The sequence below is a fragment of the Nocardia sp. FBN12 genome, from assembly GCF_050320175.1.
In the GTDB taxonomy this organism is placed as follows: Bacteria; Actinomycetota; Actinomycetes; order Mycobacteriales; family Mycobacteriaceae; genus Nocardia.
The window spans coordinates 330,075-344,371 of the sequence record NZ_CP190048.1 but is presented as its reverse complement, the minus strand read 5'-3'; the positions used below and the strand labels follow the sequence as shown (position 1 = coordinate 344,371).

Below are 14,297 nucleotides of genomic sequence, written 5' to 3'. Positions count from 1 at the left end.
GTCGCTCATTTGGCGCTCAACTCCGCCAGGCGAGCGCCGATCCGAACCACTTCGGCCGTGGCCACATCACGACGCGCGGTAATCTTGTCGACGACCGGCTGTGGCGCCTTGGCCAGGAAGGCCTCGTTGCCGAGCTTGGCCGTGGTGGTGTCGAGATCCTTCTGCGCGGCCGCGAGATCCTTCTCCAGCCTGCGCCGTTCGGCGTCGAGGTCGATCGCGCCGGAGGTGTCGAGCTGCACGGTGACGGTGCCGCCGGACAGTCGCACCTCCACCTCCGCGGTGGTGGCGAAGTCCTCGCCCGGTTCGGTGAGGCGGGCCAGGTTGGCCACCGAGTCGGCGAAACCACCGAGCCCGGCGTCCTCGATGCCGACGAGGGTGGCCTTCACCTTCTGCTTGTCGGCCAGGCCCTGATCGCCGCGGAACCGGCGGATCTCGGTGATCAACCGCTGCGTATCGGCCACTCGCTGCGCGGCGAGCTCGTCGGTCGCGACGCCACTGGCCTGCGGCCACGCGGCGATCACCACCGATTCGCCGCCGGTGAGCGCCTTCCACAGCGTCTCGGTGACGAACGGGATCACCGGGTGCAGCAGGCGAAGCACCGCGTCGAGCACGCTGCCGAGCACCACCGCGGTGCTCTCGGCACGCGCGTCGGATTCGGCGAACTGCACCTTGGACAGCTCCAGATACCAGTCACACAGTTCGTCCCACGCGAAGTGGTAGAGCGCCTCGCAGGCCTTGCCGAATTCGTAGGCGTCGAAGGCCGTGTCGACCTCGGCGCGGACCTCGTCGAGCCGGTCGACGATCCAGCGGTCGGCGTCGGTGAGGGTCTCGCGCGGGGGCAGCTCGCCGGTGCGCGCGCCGTTCATCAGCGCGAACTTGGTGGCGTTGAACAGCTTGGTGACGAAGCTGCGCGAGGCCAGCGCGTGCGCGTCGCCGACGGAGAGGTCGCCGCCGGGCTGGGCGCCGCGGGCCAGGGTGAAGCGCAGCGCGTCGGCGCCGTAGGAGTTGATCCAGTCGAGCGGGTCGATACCGTTGCCGCGCGACTTCGACATCTTCTTGCCGTGCTGGTCGCGGATCAGGCCGTGCAGGAACACGTCTTCGAACGGGACCTGCTTCTGTCCGCCCTTACCGGCGGTGAGCACCGGGTCGTCGCTGACGTACATGCCGAACATCATCATCCGGGCCACCCAGAAGAACAGGATGTCGTAACCGGTGACGAGCACGCTGGTCGGATAGAACTTCGACAGCTCGGGGGTCGAGTCGGGCCAGCCCATCGTGGAGAACGGCCACAGCCCGGAGGAGAACCAGGTGTCGAGCACATCGGGGTCCTGCACCCAGCCCTCGGGCGCTTCCTCGCCCGGGCCGAGGCACACGATCTCGCCGTCGGGCCCGTACCAGATCGGAATGCGGTGACCCCACCACAGCTGACGCGAGATGCACCAGTCGTGCATGTTGTCGACCCAGTCGAACCAGCGCGGTTCCTGGCTGGCGGGGTGGATCTTCACGTCGCCTTCGCGCACGGCGTCGCCCGCGGCCTTGGCCAGGGTGTCGACCTTGACCCACCACTGCATCGACAGGCGCGGCTCGATCGGCTCGCCGGAGCGCTCCGAGTGACCGACCTGGTGCTTGTAGGGGAACTTGCGTCCGGCGATGCGACCTTCGGCCTCGAGCCGCTCGCGGATCTTGACGCGGGCCTCGAAGCGGTCCATGCCGTCGAATTCGGTGCCGCTGTCGGCGATCCGGCCCGTCTTGTCCATGATCGTCGGCATCGGCAGCCCATGGCGCAGGCCGAGTTCGAAGTCGTTGGGGTCGTGCGCCGGGGTGATCTTCACTGCGCCGGAACCGAATTCGGGGTCGACATAGTCGTCGGCGACGATCGGGATCTGGCGGCCGGTGATCGGGTGGTACAGCGTGCTGCCGATCAGCGCCTTGTATCGCTCGTCGTCCGGGTGCACCGCGACGGCGGTGTCGCCGAGCATCGTCTCCACGCGGGTGGTGGCCACGATCACGTGCGGCTCGTCGTCGTTCAGCGAACCGAACCGCATGCTCACGAGTTCGCCGTCGACCTCCTTGTGGTCCACCTCGAGGTCGGAGATACCGGTCTGCAGCACCGGCGACCAGTTCACCAGTCGCTCGGCGCGGTAGATCAGCCCGGAGTCGTAGAGCCGCTTGAAGATCGTCTGCACCGCGCGCGAGAGACCGTCGTCCATGGTGAAGCGGTCGCGGGCCCAGTCGACGCCGTCACCGAGGCGACGCATCTGCCCCTGGATCTGCCCGCCGGACTCGCGCTTCCAGTCCCACACCTTGTCGATGAACAGCTCACGGCCGAACTCTTCTTTGGTCTTGCCGTCGGCGGCGAGCTGCTTCTCCACCACCGTCTGGGTGGCGATACCGGCGTGGTCCATGCCCGGCAGCCACAGCACCTCGTAGCCCTGCATCCGCTTGCGGCGGGTGAGCAGGTCCATGATCGTGTGGTCGAGCGCGTGGCCCATGTGCAGGGTGCCGGTGACGTTCGGCGGCGGCAGCACGATCGAGTACGGCGGCTTGCCCGAGGCGGCGTCGGCGGCGAAGTACCCGGCGTTTACCCAGCCCTCGTACAGGTCGGCCTCTACCTCGCTGGGGTTCCAGCTCTTGGGCAGGGCATCGGCACGATTACGCGAGTTGTCAGGGGCTGTGCTGGTCACGTCCCAATCCTAAGGGGAAGCGGCAACCACCCTTTCCCCGCCTACCCCGGCACAAAAAAGACGGACTCTTCGGTGGATGAGGGACACCGAAGACTCCGTCTACAGCACTGATACTACCGGCGATTAACTCCGCCGACGAGAATCCATATGGAATTCTCAGCTTCGGCCTTGTGCTGGTCAGCAAGGCCTGTGACGCGCCACGACGACACGCGGAAACCGTTGTCGCCCAACACTCGAGCGGAATATCCGGGTAACCCCGGATTGCCGTTTTGTCCGATTTACCGGACCCTGGAGAGGGTGACGCCCCCGCTCGAATCCTCCTCCCCCGTTCCGCCGTCGGCACCGCGGACCATCACCCCGGTCGCCCTGGTGGACCTACGCGCGAGCGAGGTCGAAGAACTGCGCTACCCGCGCACCACCGTTCTGGTCTTCGCCGGCGTCCCCGGCGCGGGAAAGTCCACCGCGCTACACCGTTTCTTCGGTGCGGGACCCGACGCCGAACACCCGGTGCGCACCGCTTCCGGCGCTCTGGTCCTCGATTCGAACCACACCCGCAACCGCCTTCGCCATCGTCTGGGCTGGGCGCCGTACTCGCTGTGGCGCCCGCTGGTGCACCTGGCGCACTACCGCGCGATCCGCGACGCGCTGCGCGAGACCGACGGGCCGGTCGCCATCCACGACTGCGCGACCTTCCGCTGGAGTCGGCGCCTGATCACCCGCTGGGCCGAGCAGGGTCACCGCGAACTGCACATGGTGCTGATCGATGTGCCCGCCGACGAGGCGCGGCGCGGCCAGATCAGCCGTGGCCGCAGCGTCAACGGCCTGGCCTTCGTCGCCCACTGCCGCCGCTGGGACACGATGATGGACGAACTCGGCGCCCGCGACACCACCCACACCGCGGACCCGCGACCGCTGTCCTCCACGTCGGTGGTGATCATCGACCGGCCGACCCTGCATGCCGTGTCGCGCATAGCTTTCGACGCCGCCTGATCGACGTGACCGTCCTCGTCGTCGACTCGGCTACGCCCGGGTCGACGACGGCGCCCGCCGTCACGTTCCAGCCGCTTACGGCACCAGAACAGTCAGCGCCCCCGGCATCGCCTGCACCGTCACCGGCAACATCCCCGCGGGCTCACCGTCGGCCGTCGCGTACCCGCCTTCGGCACTGACCGTGATCCGCCGGGCCCGGTACCGCTTCGTCGCCGGGTGGTCGATCCGCTTGCCCGCCGACAACGCGGGCAACAGCCGCGCCATCTCCAGCCGCGACACCGCGCCCACCACCGTGATGTCGAGATACCCGTCGTCGGCGCGGGCCTCCGGACACACCAGCATCCCGCCCCCGTAGGTGCGGGTGTTGCCGATCGGCGCCATCACCGCATCGGTGAGGATCACCACATGCGAGTCCGGCGGGTTGTCGAGAACACCGGGCGCCAGACCTGACAACTCGATCCGGAACGGCAGCGTGTAGCCGCGCATCAGCTCGACCACCGCGGCCGCGGTGTAGCGCAGCGGCCCGCGCGGATACCGCATCTTGTTGGCGCGCAAGGTAACTCGTGCGTCGAACCCGGTACCCACCACGGTCGCGAACCAGGTGGGTGCGGCGGTGGGCGATTCGATCCGCCCCAGATCGATGGTGCGGGTCCGGCCGCCGAGCACGATGTCGACGGCGGCCTTCGGATCGCCGGTCGGTATCCCGAATTCCCGGGCCAGGTCGTTGCCCGTGCCCGCGGGCACCAGTCCGAGCGGAACTCCGCTGTGCGCGACGGCGGCCAGCAGCACATTCATCAGTCCGTCACCGCCGACACAGATCACCGCATCCGGCCGGTCCTCGCCCGCGACCAGCGTCCGCACCTGCGTCACCGACTCGTCCGCACTCGGCGCCCGCACCTCGACCACCTCGACACCGCGCGCCGCGAGCCGAGTCAGCACCGTCTCGGCGACACCGTCACCACGGCCCGACCCCGAATGCGGGTTGGTGACCACGACGACGCGCCGCACCGGATGTTCGCTCACGACCGCACCCCGCAGGCGCTCGGCTCCGTCGGCATCTGATTCGCTGGCCAAAGCTGCTTCACGGCACCAGCTTTCCAGGGTTGAGCACCCCGGTGGGGTCGAGTTCGCGCTTCACCGCACGCAAAACCCGAACACCCAGGTCACCGATCTCGGCACGCATCCACGGACGGTGGTCGGCGCCGACCGCGTGATGGTGGGTGATGGTCCCACCCGCGGCCACCATCGCGTCGCTCGCGGCGGATTTGGCGATGCGCCACTGCGCGATCGGATCGTCGAGCTGCTTGGCGACAACGGTGAAATACAGCGACGCGCCGGTCGGATAGGTGTGCGAGATGTGGCACATGACCAGCGCGGGCGTGCCCTGCGCACCGAGCGCGTCCATCAGCGCGCCGGTGACCTTCACCTTCAGATTCGCCAGATTGGCCCAGCTGGTGGCGGTTTCGAGCGTCTCGCACAGCACGCCGACATCGAGCAGCGCGTCGCGCATGTAGGGCGCGGCGAACCGGCCGTGCTCCCACTGCTGCGCGGGCGCCGCACCGAGCGCGGTGCCACCCGCGGCGGCCAGCAGCTCACTCGCCTCGGCCGATCGCGCCGCGACATGGGCCCGGCTGCCCTCGAAGGTGGTGATGGCCAGACAGCCCGACACCGGGTTGCCGCCGACATCGGCGGAGCGGGCCAGGTTCAGTCCCGTTTCGGCCTCGTCGGACAACCGCATCACCGTCGGCGCGGCACCGGCCTGCACCACACCGCGCAGCGCGGCGGCACCGGTGGCGAAGTCGGGGAACGACCAGGCCTGGTAGCCAACGGTTTCCGGCACCGGATGCACCCGGAGGGTGACCGAGGTGATGATGCCGAGCGCGCCCTCCGACCCGACGAACAACTCGCGTAGATCCGGCCCGGCGGCCGACGCGGGAGCGCGGCCGAGGTCGAGGGTGCCCTGTGGGGTGGCGATCACCAGGCGTTCGACCATGTCGTCGAACCGGCCGTAGCCCGCCGACGCCTGACCCGACGACCTGGTCGCGGCGAACCCGCCGATGCTGGCGAATTCGAAACTCTGCGGGAAGTGTCCGAGCGAGAGCCCGTGCGCACCCAGCAATTCCTCGGCCTGCGGGCCGGTGAGACCGGCACCGAGAGTGGCGGTGCCGCTGGCCGGATCGACCGCGGTGAGTGTGTCCAGCCTGCGCAGATCGAGGGCGATCACGGTGGCGAAGCGCCCGCGCACCGGATCGACGCCACCGACGACGCTGGTTCCGCCACCGAACGGGACCACGGCGATCCCGCGATCGGCGCAGTACGTCAGCAGCGCGAGGACCTGCGGGTGGTCGGCGGGGAAGACGACGGCGTCGGGGGCGTTCTGCGGCTCGCTCGCGCGGCGGCGCAGCAGGTCCGGGGTGCTCTTGCCGCCCGCGTGCCGGAGCCGGTCGAGATCGGCGGTTGTGAGATGTTCGTCACCGACGATCTCGGCCAGACCGGTCCGGTCGGCGGCCGTGAGGGCGGTGGGTATCAGCGGCACATCGTTCTCGTCGCGGCGCGCTACCGGTTCACCCGAGATCCCGAACACCTGCCCGAGCAGGCCACGGATCTGCGCCGACAGCGGCTGATGACCGGCGGCGACACCCCAGGCATCCCACACCATGCTCGGCGCCTCGGTGGCAGACCCGGATTGTTCGTGTTGCGTCTCGACCATGCGTTACATAATGACATATAGTGTCAAGCAGTAACCAACGACATGTCCCAGAGTCGGCATCCGTACCGCTGTCGGATGTCACTACCGAACATTCGCGACGTCAACCCTGCTGGTCCGCTCGATACCCTTGGGCGGTTCCAGCCCGACCACGGCGCCCTCTCCGGGCGCCGCCGAACACACCGGCGGTGAAGCACGATGATCGACCTCGCGACCCACGCTGACCAGCTTTCGCCCACCGACGTGGCGATTCTCGATGCCACACGGGCTTGCGTCGTCGATTTCGGCGTTCGCCGAACCACACTCACCGAGGTGGCGCGGCGGGCGGGCGTGAGCAGGCCGACGGTGTATCGCCGCTGGCCCGACACCGGGTCGCTGATCGCCGAGCTGCTGGTCCGCGAACTGCGCACGATCGTCGCCGAGACCGTGCCCGACACCGGCCTCGGCCGGGATCGGCTGGTGCGCGGCATCGTGGCGGGTGCGGGGGCGATCAGGTCGAATGCGGTTTTCGCCAAGATCTTCCGCACCGACACCGACCTGATGCTCACCTATGTGTTCGGTCGGCTCGGCCGCAATCAGCGCACGCTGATCGGGCTGTTCGCGACGGTGATCAGGATCGGGCACGAAGACGGGTCGATTCGGGCGGGCGATGCCGAGCACATGGCCACCATGCTGCTGCTCATCACCCAGTCGGCGGTGCAGTCCGCGGGCACCGTGGAGTCGCTGCTGGCCGGTGCGGAGTTCGATGCCGAATTGTCCAGGGCTGTCGAGGGTTACCTGCTCCCGCTACCCGACAAGGACTGTGATGACTCCTGACTCCAAGGCCACGCTGAACGCCGCGCGCCGCACCTTCGACCTGCGCGCCCTCGGTGACCATCCCGACGTGGATGTGGTGGTGATCGGCGGCGGCGTGACCGGAACCGGCGTCGCCCTCGACGCCGCCGCGCGCGGTCTGCGCACACTCCTGGTGGAGCGCAACGACTTCGCGTTCGGCACCAGTCGCTGGAGTTCGAAACTGGTGCACGGTGGGTTGCGCTACCTCGCGAGCGGGCGGGTCGGGATCGCGCACGAGAGCGCGGTCGAACGCGGCATCCTGTTGCGCACCACCGCACCGCATCTGGTGCGCCCGCTACCCCAGCTGGTACCACTGCTGCCCGGCCTGAAATCGGCCCAGAGTTCGCTCATCCGTGCGGGTTTCGCCGCCGGCGACGCACTGCGGATCGCGGCCCATACGTCCGTCGACACATTGCCGCGCTCGCGCCGGGTGGCCGCCGCCGAGGCCCTGCGACTGGCGCCGACCGTGCGCCGCGACGGGCTGCGTGGCGGGTTGCAGGCGTGGGACGGGCAGCTCGTTGATGATGCCCGCCTGGTCGTCGCACTGGCCCGCACGGCGGCCGCCGAAGGCGCGACAGTTCTGACCCGCGTGGAAGCCGTTGCGGCGAGCGGTGATTCGGTTCAGCTGCGCGACACTCTCACCGGCGAAACCTTGGACGTGCGCGCCCGCGCTGTCATCAACGCGACCGGCGTGTGGGCGGGCGAGGTCGACCACAGCATCGAACTGCGGCCGAGCCGCGGTACCCACCTCGTCTTCGACGCCGCGGCCTTCGGCGGGCTCAGCGCCGCACTGACCGTGCCGGTGCCCGGCAGCATCAGCCGGTTCGTCTTCGCGCTGCCAGCCGCCCACGGCCGCGTCTACCTCGGCCTCACCGACGAGGACGCCCCCGGCCCGATCCCCGACGAACCCCAGCCCACCGAGTCCGAGATCGACTTCCTGCTCGACACCATCAACACCGCGTTGCGGGAACCGCTGACCCGCTCCGACATCCGTGGCAAATTCGCCGGCTTGCGCCCCCTGCTCAAAACCGCCGACGACAGCACCGCCGACATCTCCCGCGAACACGCCGTCCTCACCGCCCCCGACGGCCTGATCACCGTCGTCGGCGGCAAGCTCACCACCTACCGCCAGATGGCCGAAGACGCCGTCGACGCGGCAGTAGCCCAGGCAGCACTCCCCGTCACCCCCTGCCGAACCACCCGCCTCCCCCTCATCGGCGCGGTCGCCGGCGCCGCCCGCGACCGCATCGACGCCCCACCGGTCCTCATCGAGCGCTACGGCACCGAAGCGAGCCAGATCGTCTCCGCCTGGCTCGCCGACCCCACCCTCGCCGAACCGGTCGCCCCCGGAATCGACGTCACCGCAGCCGAATTCGACTTCGCCCTCACCCACGAAGCCGCCCTGACAGTCGACGACCTCCTCGACCGCCGCACCCGCATCGGCCTGATCCCCACCGACCGCGAAGCCGCCACCCCCGCCGCCGAAGCCGCCCTCACCAGAAACGCCACCCTCACCACCTGACCCATCCGATCAAAAACACCCTCCCGCACTCCCAACCACACCGGCCACCCCGAACACCCCCGTGGCCTTGCCATACAACCACCCAGGGCTACCACTCACCCACTCACCCATTCCTCCAGGTAGCCACCTCTGCACGCATACAAGCACGAGGCCACTCATCAAGCCCATGAGCAACCTCATCAACCCGAATCGCACGCAACCCCGCAGACTCGTCCGCAGGCGAAATATAAGTGAACCCGAGCCGCTCGTAATACGGCCCGTTCCACGGAACCTGGGTGAACGTAGTCAACGTGATCTCGCGCAACCCCTTGCTTTTCGACCACCCCACCGCATGGTCGATCAGCCGCTTACCGATCCGCGCCCCCGCATGAGCCGGATCGACAGAAACCTGCTCGATATGCGGCTGATCGTCGACAAGCCCGAGAATCAGATACGCGATCGGCTGATCGTCCCCATCAGGCCAGACCCACGCGCGTCCATCGGTCACGAAGCCCCGCAACACTTCCCGGGAGGGCGGCTCGTCGTCGGCGATCGCACCCATGCCCACCTCGGCGAACGGCGCGCCCGCCCGCCGCTCGATCTCCTGCAGCGCCGCGATCTCGTCCTGGCGCGCGAGCCGGACCGGCCCACCGACCGCCGGGGTGGCGATGATCCCATTGAGCAGCGCGCGAATCGCCCAGCGCCCACGCGCGTCGCTCTCGGCACGCTCGACAGCTTCGGCGGCGATATGGCGGTAGATCAGATCGCCGGCCCAACCGGCGGTCACGGCGTCTGCGCCCCCCTCACGCAGCAGACCGAGCAGCTGTTCGCGTAGGCCGACGGCGTGTTCGGTGATCGGAAACCGCCCGAACGCGACGAGCGCGAGCCCGTCATGGCGGCCCAGCGCCTCGATGGCGGACTCGACCAACCGGGTCACCCGCGCACGCCAGTCCCCCTCGGCGGGCACGGTGACCTGGGACAGCACGTGATCGAGCATCCCGGTCAGCAGGTCGTCACGATGAGCGACGTAGACGTACAGCGACGCGGCGCCGGTGTCGAGCTCCTTGGCCACCCGGCGCATGGTGAGCGCGCCCGAGCCATCGGTGTCGAGGATGCGCAGGCCGGTCTCGATGACAAGGTCCCGGCTCAGCGGGACTTTCGCCGGTCTGGCCCGGCGACTGACGGGTGCGGCGTTCATGCGCCGATCCTACGCTCCGGACGAACGCCGTTTGACACGAACGACGTTCGAAATTCACCTGCGGACCTTATCCCCGAGCGTCCGGCCATCTATGCTGGCGGCGGGACCTCGGTCGCGGTCTGCCGCAGGGCGTGACCGGCCGGGGCGGCGGTGAAGGCCAGTCCGATTAGGAGGCGTTGATGCACGCGCATTCGTCCACCGTGGCCATCGTGCCGGGGACCGGGATCGTCGCTAGATTCGGCGACGTCGTGGTCTATCTGGCCGGGGAGACACCGTCGACCGATCGCTTACTCGGCGCGGTGGAAACCGTCGCCAACAGCACCGCGGCGAGCGCGCCCGGCGCGGCTCTGGCGCAGCGGCTGGCGGGCGTGGTCTTCGGCGGCGCCTCTGCGCCACCGCCTTTCGGTGTACTCGCCCCGACCGCCGACGGCATGCTGATCCTGTTGCGCGGCGCGGTGATCGCCGAGATCTCCGGCGCGGAGGGCAACCGCCGCCTCGCCGGCGACCGCGCCTTCACCTGGGTCGACGAGATCATCCGCGAACCCGTCCGCCGGATCGCGGTCGGCGCCGAGATGGCCGACCCGACCAGCGCCAATCCGCGCACCGATCTGCGCGCGGGCATCGTCACCGGCAACGGCTTCGTCCTCAACCTGGGCCGCCGCCGCAATCCCCCGCCGCGCCGGGTCGAGGCCATCGACGAACCGGCCCCCACCGAGGCCACCGGCTTCCAGGCAGTTCGCCGACCGTCCACGAGACCGACCGACACCAGCGGCGCGCTGCCCGCCACCGCGGGATTCCCGGCTCCGGATCAACCCGCGACCTCGGGTTTCCAGCCCGACGGCGAAACAGTGAGTGCCCGGCCGAACACCGGCGAAAGCGTCAGTACAGGTCCGGCCAACTCCGACGGCGTCACGGTGAGCACCGGCCCACGCAACACCCCCGCCGCCAACGCGCCACGCGCCTGGTCCCAAGCACTCGATGCCGCCAAACGCGCCGAACCGGTCGCGTTGAGCAAAGGCACTGCGCCCCACAGTGGTTCGCGCGGCGCCCTCGTCACCGAAGACGGCTTGAGTTACCCACTGGACCGGTCGTATGTTCTCGGCCGCAACCCCTCGGGCGAGGAGTCGGTGCGCGCTTCCGCGGCGACGCCGATACTGATCGAACGGGATCGGCTCGTCTCGCGGGTCCATGCCTTCGTCGCCCCCGACCGTGGCAAGGTGTTCGTCCGCGAGGCCCCCGCGACCTCCGGAACCTTCTTCGCCGCCCCCGACAGCGAACGCTGGTCACGCGTCGGCACCCTCCCGATCGAACTGCAACCGGGCTGGCGCCTGCGGATCAACGACTTCCTGCTGACCTACTGCGTGTAAATACCTGCAGACCATCCCGACGCCCGTGCATCCAGCTCCACGGGCGTCGGATCGCGAATCGGCTCAGGCCTCGAGGGCGTCGAGCAGTGCCGCGCGCTGACGAGCACCGAGCCCACCGATACGACGATCCTCGGGAATCTCGGCCTGATCCATCAGCTTGGCGGCCTTGACCGGACCAACGCCCGGCAGTGCCTTGATCACGGCAGCGACCTTGGTCTTCTTCACCAGGTCATCGCTGTCGGCTTTCTTGAGCAGATCGGCGACGGTGACCTTGCCCTCCTTCACCTTGCCGATCAGTTCCGAGCGCGCCTTGCGCACGGCAGCCGCTTTGGCCAACGCCTCGGTGCGCTGTTCGGCGGTCATCGTAGGCAGTGCCATGTCTCCTCCGCTTCCACTCGTCACTCGAACATCTGATTGACGGACCGAGTAAACAGCACGAAATCGGCAGCACCAGTCCGACACACCGCGAGGATACGCCGATGAGTTTTGCGTGCCGAACCCGTCGTATTCATTGAAGGCCTTGCAAGACGGACCAAACGGACGAAAAGACAGGCGGTTCTCGCCGACGTAACACCGCGGTGACCAGCAGCGAAACATCATCAGAAGCACTTTTACGGGATCAAGGTTCAACGGCGAACCATGGAGGATCAACGAAGCTCCTCGGCCCGGGCGCGACCCGTTCTCGAACGGTCGTCACCGTCTCCCGCATCGCTGCACCGACAGCTACACAGTTGTGCGCCAGACATTTTCAGCGCCTGCGGGCCGAGCAATTCGGGCCCGCGGGTGTCGTCTCCCCGCTCGATGCGCAACAATGACGCGACCCGGCGAACCCTTTTGCTACCTGGAGTTGCGATGCGCGAGGAACACCCGCTCGATCACGAGGTCACCGCTCTGCCCGTGCGGGTGGAACGGGCCAGGCGTCGCATCGCCTATCAGTCCGACCCCGCACTGACCGACGCGCTGTCCGAAGACGAGTTGCGCGCCGAGCGCGAACTCGCCGAGAAGATCCGCACCTACGAGCGCGACCAGCGCTGGAAGCACATCAAGGCCGCCTCCTCGCACGCCGACCGTCTGCGTGACACCACCGCCGAACTCGAGCGGGCCGAGATGTCGGACCTGATGCTGGCCCGCAAGGCCATCGCCGCGCAACGCCGCGAATCCAACCCGCGCGCCCGGCTGGCCTCGCTGTATCAGCACCGCACCTGGTCGCTGCGCGCGCTGGCAGGCGTGGTGATCACGGGCATGCTGTGGTCGGCGGTGAACGTCCAGCACAACATCGCCCCCGGCGGACCGAGCGATCCGCTCTACTGGGCCAGCTTCGGCTTGGAGGCGATGATCAGCGTGTGCCTGATCATCATCATGATCGGCACCACGCGGGTGGCCGAGTGGGGCGTGATGGGCAACCGCAACCAGGTGCTGATCGCGGAGCTGTTCCTGCTCACGCTGACCATCGCCCTCAACACCTATCCCCATCTGAGCGCAGGGCACTGGTACGACGCCGCTGTGCACGCGGTGGCCCCGGTGATGATCGGTGTCGCACTGCTCATCCACAATGCCGCCAGCGCCCGCTACAGCACCGCGATCGTGCGTGCCAGTGCGGAGATCCCGGCAGACGACGGCGACGATCTCCTGGCCGCGCCGAGCCTGGGAAACCCGGCCACCATCTAATCGCTGCCAGCGCACAGCGAAGGGCCCCTCCGGATCAGATCCGAAGGGGCCCTTTGTCGTTGGCTTGTTACGCCGACTTCTCGCGACGCTCGGGACGCTGCGCCTTGCGCGGCACGATCGTCGGGAGGACGTTGTCGACGACGGTGTCGGCGTTCACGACCACCTTGGCGACATCGTCACGACCCGGGATGTCGTACATCACGGGCAGCAGGACTTCCTCCATGATGGCGCGCAGACCGCGAGCACCGGTACCACGCAGGATGGCCTGATCGGCGATCGCCTCGAGGGCGTCGGTGGTGAACTCGAGGTCGACGCCGTCCATCTCGAACAGGCGAACGTACTGCTTGACCAGTGCGTTCTTCGGCTCGGAGAGGATGGTGACCAGCGATTCCTTGTCCAGGTTCGTCACCGAGGCGACGATGGGCAGACGGCCGATGAACTCGGGGATCAGACCGAACTTGATCAGATCCTCGGGCATCACGTCGGCGAAGTGGTCGTCGGTGTCGACCTCGGCCTTGGAGCGCACCTCGGCGCCGAAGCCGATGCCGCGGTGACCGGTGCGGTCGGAGATGATCTTCTCCAGGCCCGCGAAGGCGCCCGCAACGATGAACAGCACGTTGGTGGTGTCGATCTGGATGAACTCCTGGTGCGGGTGCTTGCGACCGCCCTGCGGCGGCACACTCGCCTGGGTGCCCTCCAGGATCTTCAGCAGCGCCTGCTGCACGCCCTCGCCCGACACATCGCGGGTGATCGACGGGTTCTCGCTCTTGCGGGCGATCTTGTCGACCTCGTCGATGTAGATGATGCCGGTCTCGGCGCGCTTGACGTCGTAGTCGGCGGCCTGGATCAGCTTCAGCAGGATGTTCTCGACATCCTCGCCGACATAGCCCGCCTCGGTGAGCGCGGTGGCATCGGCGATGGCGAACGGCACGTTCAGCATCTTGGCCAGCGTCTGCGCGAGGTAGGTCTTACCGCAACCCGTGGGGCCGAGCATCAGGATGTTCGACTTCATCAGCTCGACGGCCTCACCGCGGCTGTCGCGGCCCTTGTCGCCCGCCTGGATGCGCTTGTAGTGGTTGTAGACCGCGACGGCGAGGGTCCGCTTGGCGGTGTCCTGGCCGATCACGTAGTTCTCCAGGAAATCCCGGATCTCCGAAGGCTTGGGCAGCTCGTCGAGCTTCACTTCGCTCGACTCGGCCAGCTCTTCTTCGATGATCTCGTTGCACAGGTCGATGCACTCGTCGCAGATATATACCCCGGGGCCCGCGATGAGCTTCTTGACCTGCTTCTGGCTCTTTCCGCAGAACGAGCACTTCAGCAGATCGCCGCCGTCTCCGATGCGCGCCAT

General features: G+C 68.2%; 11 protein-coding genes. 5 read left to right on the top strand and 6 right to left on the bottom strand.

The annotated features are described in order from the left end of the window. Nucleotides 1-5: 5 nt before the first annotated feature. Entirely contained in the window at nt 6-2,684 is a 2,679-nt protein-coding gene (locus ACQHI0_RS01910; RefSeq protein WP_427906220.1) for a valine--tRNA ligase, read from the bottom strand. Between the two features lie 297 nt (nt 2,685-2,981). Between ACQHI0_RS01910 and ACQHI0_RS01905 the strand changes: the two genes are divergently transcribed. Further along, a complete protein-coding gene (locus tag ACQHI0_RS01905; protein ID WP_427906219.1) occupies nt 2,982-3,674 on the top strand; it encodes an AAA family ATPase in 693 nt (230 codons plus the stop codon). A 75-nt stretch (nt 3,675-3,749) separates the two neighbouring features. Here the strand turns inward: ACQHI0_RS01905 and ACQHI0_RS01900 are convergent, their stop codons facing one another. Further along, the gene (locus ACQHI0_RS01900) at nt 3,750-4,697 is read right to left on the bottom strand and encodes a diacylglycerol kinase family protein (protein WP_427906218.1); all 948 of its coding nucleotides are present in this window, start codon (nt 4,695-4,697) and stop codon (nt 3,750-3,752) included. 58 nt (nt 4,698-4,755) lie between these two features. Then, nucleotides 4,756-6,384 (bottom strand): FAD-binding oxidoreductase, encoded by a 1,629-nt coding sequence (locus tag ACQHI0_RS01895; protein ID WP_427906217.1) that lies wholly within the window; start codon nt 6,382-6,384, stop codon nt 4,756-4,758. A 195-nt stretch (nt 6,385-6,579) separates the two neighbouring features. On the opposite strand from ACQHI0_RS01895, the gene ACQHI0_RS01890 reads away from it, so the two are divergent. Beyond that, nucleotides 6,580-7,197 (top strand): TetR/AcrR family transcriptional regulator, encoded by a 618-nt coding sequence (locus ACQHI0_RS01890; protein WP_427906216.1) that lies wholly within the window; start codon nt 6,580-6,582, stop codon nt 7,195-7,197. After that, the gene (locus ACQHI0_RS01885; protein ID WP_427906215.1) at nt 7,187-8,737 is read left to right on the top strand and encodes a glycerol-3-phosphate dehydrogenase/oxidase; all 1,551 of its coding nucleotides are present in this window, start codon (nt 7,187-7,189) and stop codon (nt 8,735-8,737) included. The genes ACQHI0_RS01890 and ACQHI0_RS01885 overlap by 11 nt, the downstream gene beginning before the upstream one ends. A gap of 103 nt (nt 8,738-8,840) precedes the next feature. Here ACQHI0_RS01885 and ACQHI0_RS01880 read toward each other — a convergent pair whose 3' ends face one another. Continuing rightward, a complete protein-coding gene (locus tag ACQHI0_RS01880; RefSeq protein ID WP_427906214.1) occupies nt 8,841-9,914 on the bottom strand; it encodes a GNAT family N-acetyltransferase in 1,074 nt (357 codons plus the stop codon). Between the two features lie 179 nt (nt 9,915-10,093). Between ACQHI0_RS01880 and ACQHI0_RS01875 the strand changes: the two genes are divergently transcribed. Continuing rightward, on the top strand, nt 10,094-11,281 hold the full coding sequence (locus ACQHI0_RS01875) for an FHA domain-containing protein (RefSeq protein WP_427906213.1): 1,188 nt from the start codon (nt 10,094-10,096) through the stop codon (nt 11,279-11,281). Between the two features lie 63 nt (nt 11,282-11,344). Here ACQHI0_RS01875 and mihF read toward each other — a convergent pair whose 3' ends face one another. Beyond that, complete coding sequence (gene mihF / locus ACQHI0_RS01870; protein ID WP_019045768.1) at nt 11,345-11,659, bottom strand: integration host factor, actinobacterial type; 315 nt, start codon at nt 11,657-11,659, stop codon at nt 11,345-11,347. 474 nt (nt 11,660-12,133) lie between these two features. On the opposite strand from mihF, the gene ACQHI0_RS01865 reads away from it, so the two are divergent. Beyond that, nucleotides 12,134-12,949 carry a hypothetical protein gene (locus tag ACQHI0_RS01865; protein ID WP_427906212.1) on the top strand — a complete coding sequence of 272 codons (816 nt, stop codon included), beginning with the start codon at nt 12,134-12,136 and terminating at the stop codon, nt 12,947-12,949. A 67-nt stretch (nt 12,950-13,016) separates the two neighbouring features. On the opposite strand, the gene clpX is transcribed toward ACQHI0_RS01865, so the two are convergent. After that, nucleotides 13,017-14,297 carry an ATP-dependent Clp protease ATP-binding subunit ClpX gene (gene clpX, locus ACQHI0_RS01860; protein WP_266298437.1) on the bottom strand — a complete coding sequence of 427 codons (1,281 nt, stop codon included), beginning with the start codon at nt 14,295-14,297 and terminating at the stop codon, nt 13,017-13,019.

Coding starts and splice junctions, on each gene's coding strand:
- ACQHI0_RS01890 (WP_427906216.1), top strand. CDS start 6,580: ATGATCGACCTCGCGACCCACGCTGACCAGCTTTCGCCCACCGACGTG.
- ACQHI0_RS01885 (WP_427906215.1), top strand. CDS start 7,187: ATGACTCCTGACTCCAAGGCCACGCTGAACGCCGCGCGCCGCACCTTC.
- clpX (WP_266298437.1), bottom strand. CDS start 14,297: ATGGCGCGCATCGGAGACGGCGGCGATCTGCTGAAGTGCTCGTTCTGC.
- ACQHI0_RS01880 (WP_427906214.1), bottom strand. CDS start 9,914: ATGAACGCCGCACCCGTCAGTCGCCGGGCCAGACCGGCGAAAGTCCCG.
- ACQHI0_RS01865 (WP_427906212.1), top strand. CDS start 12,134: ATGCGCGAGGAACACCCGCTCGATCACGAGGTCACCGCTCTGCCCGTG.
- mihF (WP_019045768.1), bottom strand. CDS start 11,659: ATGGCACTGCCTACGATGACCGCCGAACAGCGCACCGAGGCGTTGGCC.
- ACQHI0_RS01895 (WP_427906217.1), bottom strand. CDS start 6,384: ATGGTCGAGACGCAACACGAACAATCCGGGTCTGCCACCGAGGCGCCG.
- ACQHI0_RS01875 (WP_427906213.1), top strand. CDS start 10,094: ATGCACGCGCATTCGTCCACCGTGGCCATCGTGCCGGGGACCGGGATC.